A 13,511-nucleotide genomic window follows, 5' to 3' on the forward strand; every position below is an offset into this window, starting at 1 on the left:
ACCTCCATCATGCTATTTCCAACTGAATTCGACGTGATCGTCGTCGGTGGCGGCCATGCCGGCACCGAGGCCGCGCTCGCGTCCGCACGCATGGGGCAGAAGACCCTGCTCCTTACCCACAACATCGAAACCCTCGGCCAGATGTCCTGCAATCCGTCGATCGGCGGCATCGGCAAGGGCCACCTGGTGAAAGAGGTCGACGCCCTCGGCGGCGCGATGGCGATCGCCACCGACGAAGCCGGCATCCAGTTCCGCATCCTGAACTCGTCGAAGGGCCCGGCCGTGCGCGCCACGCGGGCCCAGGCCGACCGCATCCTGTACAAGGCGGCGATCCGTTCGCGTATCGAAAACCAGCCAAACTTGTGGCTGTTCCAGCAGGCAGTCGACGATTTGATGGTCGAGGGTGACCGCGTCGTCGGCGCCGTGACCCAGATCGGCCTGCAGTTCCGCGCCCGTGCAGTCGTGCTGACCGCCGGTACTTTCCTCGACGGGAAGATCCACGTCGGCCTGCAGAATTACACGGCCGGCCGCGCCGGCGACCCGGCGGCGGTGTCGCTGTCGAGCCGCCTGAAAGAGCTGAAACTGCCGCAGGGTCGATTAAAAACCGGCACGCCGCCCCGCATCGACGGCCGCAGCATCGATTTTTCGGTGCTCGCCGAACAGCCGGGCGACCTCGACCCGGTGCCCGTTTTCTCGTACATGGGCAATGCCGCCATGCACCCGAAACAGGTGCCGTGCTGGGTCACGCATACGAATGCGCAAACCCACGACATCATCCGCAACGGTCTGGACCGCAGCCCGATGTACACGGGCGTCATCGAAGGTGTCGGGCCGCGCTATTGCCCCTCGATCGAAGACAAGATCCACCGCTTTGCGTCAAAAGATTCGCACCAGATCTTCCTCGAGCCGGAAGGCCTGACCACGCACGAAATATACCCGAACGGGATCTCGACCAGCCTGCCGTTCGACGTGCAGATCGCCCTGGTGCGCTCGATGAAAGGTATGGAAAACGCCTTCATTTTGCGCCCCGGCTACGCCATCGAATACGACTACTACGACCCGCGCGGCCTCAAATCCTCGCTCGAAACGAAGGCGATCCGCGGCTTGTTCTTCGCCGGCCAGATCAATGGCACGACGGGTTACGAGGAAGCCGCGGCCCAGGGTCTGCTCGCCGGCATGAATGCGGCCCTGCAAACCAAGGGTCAAGAAGCCTGGACCCCGGGCCGTTCGGAAGCCTATCTCGGCGTGCTGGTCGACGACCTCACGACCCAGGGTGTGGCCGAGCCCTACCGCATGTTCACGAGCCGCGCCGAATATCGCCTGTCGCTGCGCGAAGATAACGCGGATATGCGCCTCACCGAGATGGGCCGCAAGCTCGGCGTCGTTGGCGACGCCCAGTGGCAAGCCTTCGAAACCAAGCGCGAATCGGTGGCGCGGGAACTCGAACGCCTGCGTTCCACCTGGGTCAATCCGCGCATCCTGGCAGCCGCCGAATCGGAACGCGTGGTCGGCCAGGCGCTCGAACGCGAGTACAACCTGGCGGATTTGCTGCGCCGTCCGGGCGTCGAATACGAAACCCTGATGACGATGACGGGCGTCGAAGGCCAGTCGCTGGCCGGCCCCGGTGTCGAGGATCCGGCCGTCAAAGAGCAGGTCGAAATCCAGCTGAAATACGCGGGTTATATCGACCGCCAGGCGCGCGAAGTCGAGCGTCACGACCACTACGAAAACCTGAAATTGCCGGACAACCTGGACTACCTGGACATTGCCGCGCTGTCCTTCGAAGTGCGCCAGAAGCTCGACAAGCAGCGTCCGGAAACCCTGGGACAAGCTTCGCGCATCTCGGGCGTCACGCCGGCGGCGATCTCCCTGCTGCTGGTGCACCTGAAAAAACGCGGCGCCAAGGGGTTTACGGCGGTACCGGGCAATGTCAACGAGGAGGCAGCACAGTGAGGGGTTTTGATCGCGACAAGCTGATGGCGGTGCTGAACGACGGCATCGACGACATGGATCTGCCCCTGTGGGCGGCCCAGCGCGAGCAGCTGATGGACTATCTGGCCCTGATGGCCAAGTGGAACGGTGTGTATAACCTGACCTCGCTGCGCGATCCGATGCAAATGGTGACCCACCACCTGCTCGATTCGCTGGCGGCCGTCAGCGCATTCAAGGACGCGAAAAACGTGCTGGACGTCGGCGCCGGCGGCGGACTGCCCGGCATCGTGCTGGCGATCGCCAGGCCGGACATGAAAGTGTCCCTGATCGACACGGTCCACAAGAAAACCGCTTTCCTCACGCAAGTGAAGGCGGAGCTGGGGCTGAGTAACGTCACCGTCTACACGATGAAAGTGCAGGATTTGAAGGCAGGACCTTTCGACGTCATCACCTCGCGCGCTTTTGCCGACCTCTCCGATTTCGTCAACTGGTCGGGACACCTGCTGGCCGAGGGCGGGCAATTCATCGCCTTGAAAGGCACGGCGCCAGCCGAGGAACAGGAAAGGCTGCCGGACGAATGGAAAGTGCGGGAATTGCGGCCTTTGCGGGTGGCGAAACTGGAAGCGGAACGGCACCTGGTCTTCATCGAAAAAACAGCGCAAACCAACTAACAATATAAATCGTTTATACCGTTTAAATCATATAAACCGAATGAACGGTTTATTGTATATGAACGGTATGAACTGAAATGTCTCGTCCGAAGGAACAGATGGCAAAGATATTTTGTGTGGCAAACCAGAAGGGCGGCGTCGGCAAGACGACCACCAGCGTCAACCTGGCCGCAGGACTGGCCAAGCTCGAGCAGCGCGTGCTGCTGGTCGACCTCGACCCGCAGGGCAATGCCACCATGGGCGCAGGCATCAACAAGGCGTCCCTGAAAGCATCCACCTACCAGGTACTGCTGGGCGAGGCGGAAGTGGCCGAGGCGCGCCAGCGTTCGGAAGCAGGGCGCTTCGACGTGCTGCCCGCCAACCGCGAGCTGGCCGGCGCCGAAGTCGAGATGGTGGAACTCGACAACCGCGAGCGGCGTTTAAAACACGCGCTGGCCAAGGTGGATGCCGACTACGATTTTATTCTGGTCGACTGCCCGCCCGCCTTGTCGATGCTGACCCTGAACGGCTTGTGCGCCGCGCACGGCGTGATCATCCCGATGCAGTGCGAGTACTACGCACTGGAAGGCCTGTCCGACCTGGTGAACACGATCAAGAAGGTGCATGGGAACCTGAACACCGATCTGAAAATCATTGGCTTGCTGCGCGTGATGTTCGATCCGCGCATGACCCTGTCCCAGCAGGTCTCGGCCCAGCTCGAGCAGCACTTCGGCGGCAAGGTGTTTAAGACGATCATCCCGAGGAACGTGCGCCTGGCGGAAGCGCCCTCGTACGGCGTGCCGGGCGTGACCTTCGATCCGTCCTCCAAGGGCGCGCAGGCGTATATCGCGTTCGGGGCTGAAATGGTCGAGCGCATCAAGACAATGTAATCAGAGAGAGTTATCCACAATGGCGACGAAAAAACTCAAGGGCCTCGGCCGCGGTCTCGATGCGTTACTGGGCGGAGACATGGACGACGCACCCGCTCCGGCGGGTGCACCGTCCGCCCTGGCCCTCTCCCAGTTGCAGGCCGGTAAATACCAGCCGCGTACCCGCATGGACGAGGGGGCATTGAACGAGCTGGCCGCTTCCATCAAAACCCAGGGCATCATGCAGCCGGTGCTGGTGCGCCCAGTCGATGGCGGCCGTTACGAGATCATCGCCGGCGAGCGCCGCTTCCGCGCGGCCCAGCTGGCCGGACTGGAAGAGATCCCGGTGCTGGTGCGCGAGGTCGACGACCAGGCCGCCGCCGCGATGGCCCTGATCGAGAACATCCAACGCGAAGATTTAAATCCGCTGGAAGAGGCGCAGGGCATCGCGCGCCTGATTTCGGATTTCAATTTTACGCACGAGCAGGCGGCAACTGCCGTCGGCCGCTCGCGCAGCGCCGTCTCGAACCTGCTGCGCCTGGTGAACCTGGCGCAACCGGTGCAGACGATGCTGATGGCAGGCGACATCGACATGGGTCATGCCCGTGCATTGTTGTCAGTTGACAACGCCAGTCAGATCGCATTGGCCAGCCATGTGGTGGCGAAACGGCTGTCGGTACGGGAAACGGAAAAGCTGGTGGCGCGCGCGCTGGAAGAGCAGGCGAACTCAAGCACAGCTCCGCGCCAGAAGGAAAAGTCGGGGGACATCGTGCGCCTGGAAGAAGAACTGTCGGACAAGCTGGCTACGCCGGTTGCGTTCAAGATGGGGCCGAAGGGCCGGGGGCAGATGATCATCGATTTTGCAGACCTCGATATCCTGGAGGGGGTGCTGGCAAGGTTGCGGGGCTGAGCTGCACCTGTCGCGCTGGCCGGCTTGTGGATAAGTCTGTCCATAAGCGTGTGGGCAGCGATGTATGGCGCTGTGGAGAAGACGAGGGATAAGCGGTGCATATGCGGGGGATAAGCTGAGCGCGACTTGTCCCTCAATCGCCCGCATAGCGGTTTTCTTCGGCATCCAATGGAGAAAGCGCCGCGTCCTGCACCGGCATGTACGGGTGGACACAAGTGTCCACCCACGTACGCGACTCTCGACGGTTTCAGGCCGAAAAAGGGGTACTGGGTGCTGTGAATAACCGTGTGCACAAGTCTGTTCACAGCGGGTGCATAGACTGTGTGCAGCTGGTGGACAAGATCAGCACCGCCCCAAACGATCGGGAACGCACCAGAAAAGAGCGTACTCCTTCAGCGAACCCGACCTGGGTCGACTGCCAAATCCTCCTCCCGCCTACCCTAATCTTTCCGTGCGCGCAACATTAGGGCAGCACTCTCGCCGCCCGTCCGGCGTTCACATTTCTGCTTCGCCACCGCTCTTTCCTGTTGCGAACTACCGCGAAAAACGCCATTTCGAGCAATATTTGTGTGACATTTCACGTCTGTGCGAAAAGCCCTGGCACAGCTGGAATCGTTTGACTCAGATGCACTAACGAACATATAATCCCGCTGATTCATGTAATTACCACACCGTAACTCGGTTCCAATGGCCAAGGCGAAAGAATAACAATGTTGCGCCTGGTCTCCCTGCAATTGATCGCGACAGCAGTCGTCGGCGTTCTCGCCGCACTGTTGGGGGGAGGGCCTGCGGCGTTTTCGGCGGTACTCGGCGGAATCTGTTGTGTTGTGCCCAACGCCATCATGGCGGTGCGCTTGTTTGCCGCCTCGCAGAAGCCAGGCGGGGCCAACCCAGCAACGTTTTTCATCTGGGAATTTATAAAGCTCGCACTGACGGTTGCTCTGCTGTGGCTGACCGTCTCGCTGTACCACGATCTGAACTGGCTGGCGCTACTCGCCGGGTTCATCGTGGCGCTGAAAAGTTACATATTCTTATTATTTAGGCACTGATATGACGACAACCGTAGAAGGCGCGGCACAACACGCGCCGACCGCATCAGAGTACATCACCCACCACCTGGGGCACCTGTCGAACAAGCACCAGGACTTCGTCGTTGATTTCTCGATCATCAACTACGATACCCTGTTCTGGTCGATCGCCATGGGCGTGCTCGGTTGCCTGGTCATGTGGCTGGCCGCGCGCCGCGCCACCTCCGGCGTGCCGGGTCGCTTCCAGGCCGCCGTCGAAAGCCTGTTCGAAATGGTCGACAACCAGGCCAAAACCATCGTCCATGGCGACCGCAGCTTCATCGCCCCGATGGCCCTGACCGTGTTCGTCTGGGTTGCCCTGATGAACTCGCTGGACTTCCTGCCGGTCGACCTGTTCGCAGCTGCCTTCCGGGCCCTCGGCCTCGGCGAAATGCATCACCGCGTCGTCCCGACCGCCGACCTGAACGGCACCATCGGCATTTCGCTCGGCGTGCTGATCTTGATGCTGTTCTACGGCATCAAGGTCAAGGGCTTCGGCGGCTGGATCCACGAATTGTTCGCAGCACCGTTCGGCATCTATATGGCGCCGTTCAACCTGCTGCTGAACGTCATCGAATACGCAGCAAAAATGGTGTCGCTCGGCATGCGACTGTTCGGCAACATGTTTGCCGGCGAGCTGCTGTTCCTCTTGATCGCCATGCTTGGCTCGACCGCAACCGTCATGGGTTTTGCGGGCCAGGTGGTTGCCGGCTCGATCTGGGCAATCTTCCACATCCTGATCGTGTTCCTGCAGGCATTCATCTTCATGATGCTGACGCTGGTGTACCTCGGTCAGGCCCACGAAGGCCACTGATCGGCGCCACAAGCATCGAACAGAATTGTAGTAGTAACGAAGTAGTAGTTTTTAATCTAGTTTTTAATTTAACTTTTTGGAGTAATCATGACTGACCTTTCTTTTGTTGCACTGGCTTGCGGTTTGATCATCGGCCTGGGTGCTATCGGTGCCTGTATCGGTATCGCTATCATGGGCGGTAAATACCTCGAAGCTTCTGCACGTCAGCCAGAACTGATGAACACCCTGCAAACCAAGATGTTCCTGCTGGCTGGTCTGATCGACGCGGCATTCCTGATCGGCGTCGGTATCGCCATGCTGTTCGCGTTCTCGAACCCGTTCGTTCCGCACTAAGACGACGCATCTCAGGTTATGAAGGGCCGAACCATCGCGGTTCGGCATCCGTTTTTGTGAGAAGGAAAATACCGTGAACCTTAACGCAACCCTGTTTGCACAGCTCGTGGTCTTCCTCATCCTGGCGCTGTTCACGATGAAATTCGTGTGGCCGCCGCTGATGAAGGCGCTCGACGAGCGCGCCGAGAGGATCGCCAATGGGCTGGCCGCCGCCGATCGTGGCAAGGCTGACCTCGCCGCTGCCGAAAAGCGCGTGCAGGCCGAACTGGCAAGCGCCCGTGACCAAGGCCAGGCGCGCATCGCCGACGCCGAAAAGCGCGCGCAGATGATCATCGATGACGCCAAGAAGACCGCGACTGAAGAAGCCGCCCGTATCGTCGCCAACGCCAAGGCCGACGCCGAGCAGCAAGTGACGCGCGTGCGCGAAGAACTGCGTGGCCAGGTGGCCGCACTCGCCGTCAAAGGCGCCGAGCAGATCCTCAAGCGCGAAGTGAACGCAGAAGCGCACGCCGCCCTGCTGTCGCAACTGTCGACCGAGCTGTAATCATGGCCGAACTCGCAACCGTCGCCCGTCCCTACGCCGAAGCGCTGTTCCGTGTCGCCCAACAAGGCGACATGGCAGCCTGGTCCGAACTGGTGTCGCAACTGGCACAAGTCGGCGCCAACACTGATGTGCAGGCGTTTGCCGCCAATCCGAAACTGACTGCCACCGACCTCGTCGCCGCCCTGGCCTCGCTGGTCAAGGCGCCGGTCACGCCGGAGGCAACGAATTTCCTGACGATGCTGGCCGAAAACGGCCGCATCAGCCTGCTGCCGGAAATCGGCACGCAGTTCCAGGCGCTCAAAAATGCCCAGCTCGGTGCTGCAGACGCAGAGATCGCCAGCGCCTTCGCGCTGACCGATGCCCAGGTGGCAGAACTGGTGGGTACGCTGGAAAAGAAATTCGGCCGCAAGCTCAACCCGACTGTCACCGTGGACCCGTCGCTGATCGGTGGTGTGCGCGTGCTGGTCGGCGATGAAGTGCTCGATACCTCGGTACGCGCCAAGCTGCAGCAGATGCACGCTGCCCTGGTCGCGTAAGCGGAACTTCGCCGAACTTTCGACCCTTTGCCGGCATCTCACGTCCTGCCCAAGGCATCAAGAAACTATTAGGAGTTAGCACTCATGCAACTTAATTCATCTGAAATCAGCGAACTGATCAAGAGCCGGATCCAGGGCCTCGAAGCGTCCGCTGACGTTCGCAATCAAGGCACGGTGATCTCCGTGGCCGACGGTATCTGCCGTATTCACGGTCTGTCGGACGTGATGCAGGGCGAGATGCTGGAATTCCCTGGCAACACCTTCGGCCTGGCGATGAACCTCGAGCGCGACTCGGTCGGTTCCGTCATCCTGGGTGCTTACGAGCACATCTCGGAAGGCGACACCGTCAAGACGACCGGCCGCATCCTGGAAGTGCCGATCGGTCCGGAACTGTGTGGCCGCGTGGTCAACGCCCTGGGCCAGCCGATCGACGGCAAGGGCCCGATCAACACCAAGCTGACCGCCCCGATCGAAAAGATCGCGCCAGGCGTCATCGCCCGCGAGTCCGTCTCGCAGCCGATGCAGACCGGTATCAAATCGATCGACGCGATGGTGCCGATCGGCCGTGGCCAGCGCGAGCTGATCATCGGCGACCGCCAGACCGGTAAATCGGCTGTCGCAGTCGACGCGATCATCAACCAGCGTGGCCAGAACGTCACCTGCGTGTATGTCGCGATCGGCCAGAAAGCATCGACCATCAAGAACATCGTGCGCTCGCTCGAGCAGCACGGCGCGATGGAGTACACCATTGTCGTCGCAGCATCGGCGTCGGAATCGGCCGCCATGCAATACATCTCGGCATATGCCGGTTGCGCGATGGGCGAATACTTCCGCGACCGCGGCCAGGATGCGCTGATCGTGTACGACGACCTGTCGAAGCAAGCCGTTGCCTACCGCCAGATCTCGCTGCTGCTGCGCCGTCCACCAGGCCGCGAAGCCTACCCTGGCGACGTGTTCTACCTGCACAGCCGCCTGCTCGAGCGCGCAGCACGCGTGAACGCCGACTACGTGTCGAAGTTCACCGACGGCGCCGTGACGGGTAAAACCGGCTCGCTGACCGCACTGCCGATCATTGAAACGCAAGCGGGCGACGTTTCCGCCTTCGTGCCGACCAACGTGATTTCGATTACCGACGGCCAGATCTTCCTGGAGACCTCGCTGTTCAACGCCGGTATCCGTCCTGCGATTAACGCCGGTATTTCGGTGTCGCGCGTCGGTGGCGCCGCCCAGACCAAGGTCATCAAAAACCTGTCGGGCGGTATCCGTACCGACCTGGCGCAGTACCGTGAGCTGGCTGCCTTCGCGCAGTTCGCATCGGACCTGGACGAGTCGACCCGCAAGCAGCTGGACCGTGGTGCGCGCGTGACCGAGCTGCTCAAGCAGCCGCAATACTCGCCGCTGCCGATCTCGCTGATGGCCGCATCGCTGTTCGCCGTCAACAAGGGCTACTTCGACGACATCGAAGTCAAGCAAGTGCTGTCCTTCGAGAGCGGCCTGCACGGCTACCTGAAGACCAAGCAGGCTGCGCTCCTGTCGAAGATCGAAGAAACCAAGCAACTGGACAAGGACGCCGAAGCAGCACTCGCCGCCGCCATTGCTGATTTCAAAAAATCCGGCGCATTTTAATGAATGGATGACCCGGCACCGCATTTTCCAATGCGGTGCCGGGTGACCGGAAGGAGTAAGGACTCATGGCAGTAGGCAAAGAGATTCGTGGCAAGATCAAGAGCGTAGAGAATACGAAGAAGATCACCAAGGCGATGGAAATGGTCGCCGCATCGAAAATGCGCAAAGCGCAGGACCGCATGCGCGCCGCCCGTCCCTACAGTGAAAAAGTTCGGAACATCACCGCCAATCTGGCCGGCGCAAACCCGGAGTACACGCACGTCTTCATGGCGCAAGCCAAGCACGTGCAGGCAAAAGCTGTCGGCTTCATCGTCGTCACGACCGATAAAGGTCTGTGCGGCGGCATGAACACCAACATCCTGCGCCAGGTGACGCTCAAGGCGAAGGAAATGGAAGCCGCGGGCAGCCGCGTCGAGGCTGTTGCCATCGGCAACAAGGGCCTGGGCTTCCTGAACCGCGTCGGCGTGCCGATCGTGTCGCACGTGACGCAAATCGGCGACACCCCGCACCTGGAAAAGCTGATCGGCCCGATCAAGGTCATGCTCGACGCATACCAGGATGGCCGGCTGGACGCCGTCTACCTGTGCTACACCAAGTTCATCAACACGATGAAGCAGGAACCGGTGATCGAACAGCTGCTCCCGTTGCCGTCGAAGCACCTGGAAGCGGACAAGGGTTCGATCTCGTGGGATTACATCTACGAACCGGAAGCGCAAGTCGTGATCGACGAACTGCTGGTGCGCTACGTGGAAGCGCTGGTGTACCAGGCAGTCGCGGAAAACCTGGCGTCCGAGCAATCGGCGCGCATGGTCGCGATGAAGGCCGCCAGCGACAACGCAGGCAGCGTCATCGGCGAGCTGAAGCTGATCTATAACAAGACCCGCCAGGCAGCGATTACCAAAGAACTCTCCGAGATCGTCGCCGGTGCGGCAGCGGTCTAAACGACAAGTAATTAACTATATCTGAAGGAACGAACATGGCTGATGGCAAAATCGTTCAGTGTATCGGCGCAGTGGTTGACGTGGAATTCCCACGTAACGCCATGCCGAAGGTTTTCGACGCACTGAAAATGGCAGGCTCCGACCTGACCCTGGAAGTCCAACAACAGCTGGGTGACGGCATCGTCCGTACCATTGCGCTGGGCAGCTCCGAAGGCCTGCGTCGCGGCATGATGATCCAGAACACCGGTGGTCCGATCATGGTGCCGGTCGGCGTCGCAACGCTCGGCCGCATCATGGACGTGCTGGGCAACCCGATCGACGAATGCGGTCCGGTCAGCAACGAGCGCATGGCATCGATCCACCGCACCGCGCCTGCCTACGACGAACTGTCGCCATCGACCGACCTGCTCGAAACCGGCATCAAGGTCATCGACCTGGTCTGCCCGTTCGCCAAAGGCGGTAAAGTCGGCCTGTTCGGCGGCGCCGGCGTGGGCAAGACCGTCAACATGATGGAACTGATCAACAACATCGCCAAAGCGCACTCGGGCCTGTCCGTGTTCGCCGGCGTGGGTGAGCGTACCCGCGAAGGTAACGACTTCTACCACGAGATGGCCGATGCCAAAGTGGTCGACCTGGAAAACCCTGCCAACTCGAAAGTGGCAATGGTCTACGGTCAGATGAACGAACCACCAGGCAACCGCCTGCGCGTCGCGCTGACCGGCCTGACGATGGCCGAAGCCTTCCGTGATGAGGGTAAAGACGTTCTGTTCTTCGTCGACAACATCTACCGCTTCACCCTGGCCGGTACCGAAGTCTCGGCACTGCTGGGCCGTATGCCGTCGGCGGTGGGCTATCAGCCTACCCTGGCCGAAGAGATGGGCCGCCTGCAAGAGCGCATCACCTCGACCAAGACCGGTTCGATCACCTCGATCCAGGCCGTCTACGTCCCTGCGGATGACTTGACCGACCCGTCGCCAGCGACCACCTTCGCCCACCTGGACTCGACCGTCGTTCTGTCGCGTGACATCGCCTCGCTGGGTATCTACCCTGCGGTCGACCCGCTCGACTCGACCTCGCGCCAGCTGGACCCGCTCGTCGTCGGCCAGGAACACTACGACACCGCGCGCGCCGTCCAGGGCACCCTGCAGCGCTACAAGGAACTGCGCGACATTATCGCGATTCTGGGCATGGACGAACTGGCACCGGAAGACAAGCTGCTGGTCGCTCGCGCCCGCAAGATGCAGCGTTTCCTGTCGCAGCCCTTCCACGTCGCTGAAGTGTTTACTGGCGCGCCAGGCAAGTACGTTTCGCTGAAAGACACGATCAAGGGCTTCAAGATGATCGCATCGGGCGAACTGGACCACCTGCCGGAGCAGGCGTTCTACATGGTCGGCACCATCGAAGAAGCGGTCGAAAAAGCCAAGAAACTGGCCGCCTGATCGCGTCTTCAACCTGAAGGACACACATGGCAAACACAATTCACGTTGACGTCGTCTCGGCCGAAGCGCAGATCTTCTCCGGCGAAGCGACCTTCGTCGCGTTGCCGGGTGAAGCGGGCGAGCTGGGTATCTACCCGAAGCACACCCCGCTGATCACGCGCATCCGCCCGGGTGCGGTACGCATCGAGGTGGCTGGCGGTGGCGAAGAGTTCGTCTTCGTTGCCGGCGGCATCCTCGAGGTGCAGCCGAACGGCGTGACCGTTCTGGCCGACACCGCGATCCGCGGCGCCGACCTGGACGAGGCAAAAGCGCAAGCGGCCAAGCAAGCGGCCGAAGAGCTGATGCAGTCGCAGGATGCCCAGATCGACTACGCGAAAGCGCAAGCCGAACTGGCGTCCGCCATCGCCCAGCTGGCGGCGATTGCCCGCCTGCGCTCAAAAGGCCGGTAAGTCTTCACAGTCGTAACAAGAAAGGCAGAGCCAAGGCTCTGCCTTTTTTTATTGGATGGACGGTTTTCGCGGAATGGACCGCGCCTTCAAGCGCATCGCCACCTGCTCTTTAAATACCCGCTCTGCACGCGTCCAGTTGCGCCTGGTTCGGCTCGACTGCCTCGCAATTGCCCGCCACCTCGATTAACGCGCACGGTGCGGGGGCGATTTTCATGGATGGGTCCGGACTGATGAAGGCGCCATCTTTCCACAGGTCGCGGGCTTCGTGCAAACGCGCAGTACGGGTGCGAACCTCACGATATAAACCTGTTAAGCTAACGCCGATCCCGACCATCTATGACGCCCATGAGAACGATCGCTCAAATCCTCAACGACAGCAAAACCGTCGCCATTGTCGGCCTGTCGAACAAGCCCGATCGCGCCAGCTACGGCGTGGCCGAATACCTGCAAGGGCAGGGCTACCGCATCATCCCCGTCAACCCGGCATACGCGGGCGAGGAAATCCTGGGCGAGCGCGTGCACGGCAGCCTGCAGGAAGCGGCCGATGCGCTGGCGCCGAGCGGCACGCGGATCGACATCGTCGACTGCTTCCGCAAGTCGGAAGACATCCCGCCGCTGGCGCGCGATGCGATTGCGATCCGCGCCAGCTGCCTGTGGATGCAGCTCGAGATCGAGAACCAGGCCGCCGCCGACCTGGCACGCGCCGCGGGGCTGGACGTCGTGATGAACCACTGCATGAAAATCGAACACCGCAAGCTCAACGCCTGACCCATACCGGACCGATCATGCTGAAAACCGCTTTTTCACTGTCCCTGCTGGCTGCCGCCACCGCCAGTGCGCAGACCACCGCCGTCGTGCCGCACCGCCCCCTGGTGGCCGCCAGCCCGGCGCCGGCCGCCTGTCCCGCACTACTGAAACAAAGTTTTAAACGCCTGCAGGACGAAGCGCCGCAGGACCTGTGCCAGTATGCGGGCAAGGTGCTGCTGGTCGTGAACACGGCGAGCTACTGCGGCTATACGAAACAGTACGAAGGCCTGGAAGCGCTGTATGCCAAATACAGCCCGCGCGGGCTGGTGATCCTCGGCTTCCCCTCGAACGATTTTAAACAGGAATCGTCCAGCACCAAGGAAATCGCCGACCTCTGCTACAACACCTATGGCGTGAAATTCCCGATGTTTACGCCCACCGTGGTGACCGGCGCCAACGCGAATCCGCTGCATGCGGCCTTGATCAGGGAGACCGGCAAGCAGCCGAAGTGGAATTTCACGAAATACCTGATCGGACGCGACGGCAAGGTGATCGATTACTTCCCGAGCAAGGTGACGCCGGACGACCCTGAACTCGTGCGCAAGGTCGAGGGCGCGCTGGCGCCGTAAGGGCGCATTCGGCCATTCAAGCGGC

At 61.1% G+C, this 13,511-nt stretch carries 15 protein-coding genes; all 15 read left to right on the plus strand.

The window, feature by feature from the left end; all coding sequences use genetic code 11:
* Positions 1-9 precede the first annotated feature (9 nt).
* The 15 genes from mnmG (at position 10) to AC1MEM_RS03945 (ending at position 13,486) form a co-directional block, all read left to right on the plus strand.
* The gene (mnmG, locus tag AC1MEM_RS03875; protein WP_499475456.1) at positions 10-1,953 is read left to right on the plus strand and encodes a tRNA uridine-5-carboxymethylaminomethyl(34) synthesis enzyme MnmG; all 1,944 of its coding nucleotides are present in this window, start codon (positions 10-12) and stop codon (positions 1,951-1,953) included.
* Positions 1,950-2,603: a 16S rRNA (guanine(527)-N(7))-methyltransferase RsmG gene (gene rsmG, locus AC1MEM_RS03880; RefSeq protein ID WP_499475458.1), complete on the plus strand. Its 654-nt coding sequence runs from the start codon at positions 1,950-1,952 to the stop codon at positions 2,601-2,603. Before mnmG ends, rsmG begins: the two co-directional genes overlap by 4 nt.
* A gap of 98 nt (positions 2,604-2,701) precedes the next feature.
* Complete coding sequence (locus AC1MEM_RS03885; RefSeq protein ID WP_499475459.1) at positions 2,702-3,472, plus strand: ParA family protein; 771 nt, start codon at positions 2,702-2,704, stop codon at positions 3,470-3,472.
* Between the two features lie 19 nt (positions 3,473-3,491).
* Positions 3,492-4,361, plus strand: a complete 870-nt coding sequence (locus AC1MEM_RS03890) for a ParB/RepB/Spo0J family partition protein (RefSeq protein ID WP_499475460.1) — start codon at positions 3,492-3,494, stop codon at positions 4,359-4,361.
* Between the two features lie 710 nt (positions 4,362-5,071).
* The gene (locus tag AC1MEM_RS03895) at positions 5,072-5,410 is read left to right on the plus strand and encodes an ATP synthase subunit I (RefSeq protein WP_499475461.1); all 339 of its coding nucleotides are present in this window, start codon (positions 5,072-5,074) and stop codon (positions 5,408-5,410) included.
* A gap of 1 nt (position 5,411) precedes the next feature.
* On the plus strand, positions 5,412-6,242 hold the full coding sequence (gene atpB / locus AC1MEM_RS03900; protein WP_499475462.1) for a F0F1 ATP synthase subunit A: 831 nt from the start codon (positions 5,412-5,414) through the stop codon (positions 6,240-6,242).
* Positions 6,243-6,329: 87 nt separating this feature from the next.
* On the plus strand, positions 6,330-6,575 hold the full coding sequence (gene atpE / locus AC1MEM_RS03905; RefSeq protein ID WP_499475463.1) for a F0F1 ATP synthase subunit C: 246 nt from the start codon (positions 6,330-6,332) through the stop codon (positions 6,573-6,575).
* A 73-nt stretch (positions 6,576-6,648) separates the two neighbouring features.
* A complete protein-coding gene (locus tag AC1MEM_RS03910) occupies positions 6,649-7,119 on the plus strand; it encodes a F0F1 ATP synthase subunit B (RefSeq protein ID WP_499475465.1) in 471 nt (156 codons plus the stop codon).
* 2 nt (positions 7,120-7,121) lie between these two features.
* Positions 7,122-7,655: a F0F1 ATP synthase subunit delta gene (locus AC1MEM_RS03915; RefSeq protein ID WP_499475466.1), complete on the plus strand. Its 534-nt coding sequence runs from the start codon at positions 7,122-7,124 to the stop codon at positions 7,653-7,655.
* 84 nt (positions 7,656-7,739) lie between these two features.
* Positions 7,740-9,281, plus strand: coding sequence for a F0F1 ATP synthase subunit alpha (atpA, locus tag AC1MEM_RS03920; RefSeq protein ID WP_499475467.1), 1,542 nt, complete (start codon positions 7,740-7,742; stop codon positions 9,279-9,281).
* Between the two features lie 65 nt (positions 9,282-9,346).
* The gene (gene atpG, locus AC1MEM_RS03925; RefSeq protein WP_499475468.1) at positions 9,347-10,222 is read left to right on the plus strand and encodes a F0F1 ATP synthase subunit gamma; all 876 of its coding nucleotides are present in this window, start codon (positions 9,347-9,349) and stop codon (positions 10,220-10,222) included.
* A gap of 35 nt (positions 10,223-10,257) precedes the next feature.
* The gene (gene atpD, locus AC1MEM_RS03930; protein WP_499475470.1) at positions 10,258-11,661 is read left to right on the plus strand and encodes a F0F1 ATP synthase subunit beta; all 1,404 of its coding nucleotides are present in this window, start codon (positions 10,258-10,260) and stop codon (positions 11,659-11,661) included.
* 26 nt (positions 11,662-11,687) lie between these two features.
* Positions 11,688-12,110: a F0F1 ATP synthase subunit epsilon gene (locus AC1MEM_RS03935; protein WP_499475471.1), complete on the plus strand. Its 423-nt coding sequence runs from the start codon at positions 11,688-11,690 to the stop codon at positions 12,108-12,110.
* Positions 12,111-12,455: 345 nt separating this feature from the next.
* Positions 12,456-12,878, plus strand: a complete 423-nt coding sequence (locus tag AC1MEM_RS03940; RefSeq protein ID WP_499475472.1) for a CoA-binding protein — start codon at positions 12,456-12,458, stop codon at positions 12,876-12,878.
* A gap of 17 nt (positions 12,879-12,895) precedes the next feature.
* On the plus strand, positions 12,896-13,486 hold the full coding sequence (locus AC1MEM_RS03945; protein ID WP_499475473.1) for a glutathione peroxidase: 591 nt from the start codon (positions 12,896-12,898) through the stop codon (positions 13,484-13,486).
* The last annotated feature ends 25 nt before the right edge of the window (positions 13,487-13,511 follow it).

Source organism: Telluria sp. AIW5, from assembly GCF_056680575.1.

Bases quoted from the DNA above. Each gene is read 5' to 3' on its own strand.
- atpB (WP_499475462.1), top strand. From the start codon at position 5,412: ATGACGACAACCGTAGAAGGCGCGGCACAACACGCGCCGACCGCATCA.
- atpG (WP_499475468.1), top strand. From the start codon at position 9,347: ATGGCAGTAGGCAAAGAGATTCGTGGCAAGATCAAGAGCGTAGAGAAT.
- AC1MEM_RS03935 (WP_499475471.1), top strand. From the start codon at position 11,688: ATGGCAAACACAATTCACGTTGACGTCGTCTCGGCCGAAGCGCAGATC.
- AC1MEM_RS03890 (WP_499475460.1), top strand. From the start codon at position 3,492: ATGGCGACGAAAAAACTCAAGGGCCTCGGCCGCGGTCTCGATGCGTTA.
- atpE (WP_499475463.1), top strand. From the start codon at position 6,330: ATGACTGACCTTTCTTTTGTTGCACTGGCTTGCGGTTTGATCATCGGC.
- atpD (WP_499475470.1), top strand. From the start codon at position 10,258: ATGGCTGATGGCAAAATCGTTCAGTGTATCGGCGCAGTGGTTGACGTG.
- atpA (WP_499475467.1), top strand. From the start codon at position 7,740: ATGCAACTTAATTCATCTGAAATCAGCGAACTGATCAAGAGCCGGATC.
- AC1MEM_RS03895 (WP_499475461.1), top strand. From the start codon at position 5,072: ATGTTGCGCCTGGTCTCCCTGCAATTGATCGCGACAGCAGTCGTCGGC.
- AC1MEM_RS03915 (WP_499475466.1), top strand. From the start codon at position 7,122: ATGGCCGAACTCGCAACCGTCGCCCGTCCCTACGCCGAAGCGCTGTTC.
- AC1MEM_RS03885 (WP_499475459.1), top strand. From the start codon at position 2,702: ATGGCAAAGATATTTTGTGTGGCAAACCAGAAGGGCGGCGTCGGCAAG.
- mnmG (WP_499475456.1), top strand. From the start codon at position 10: ATGCTATTTCCAACTGAATTCGACGTGATCGTCGTCGGTGGCGGCCAT.
- AC1MEM_RS03945 (WP_499475473.1), top strand. From the start codon at position 12,896: ATGCTGAAAACCGCTTTTTCACTGTCCCTGCTGGCTGCCGCCACCGCC.
- AC1MEM_RS03940 (WP_499475472.1), top strand. From the start codon at position 12,456: ATGAGAACGATCGCTCAAATCCTCAACGACAGCAAAACCGTCGCCATT.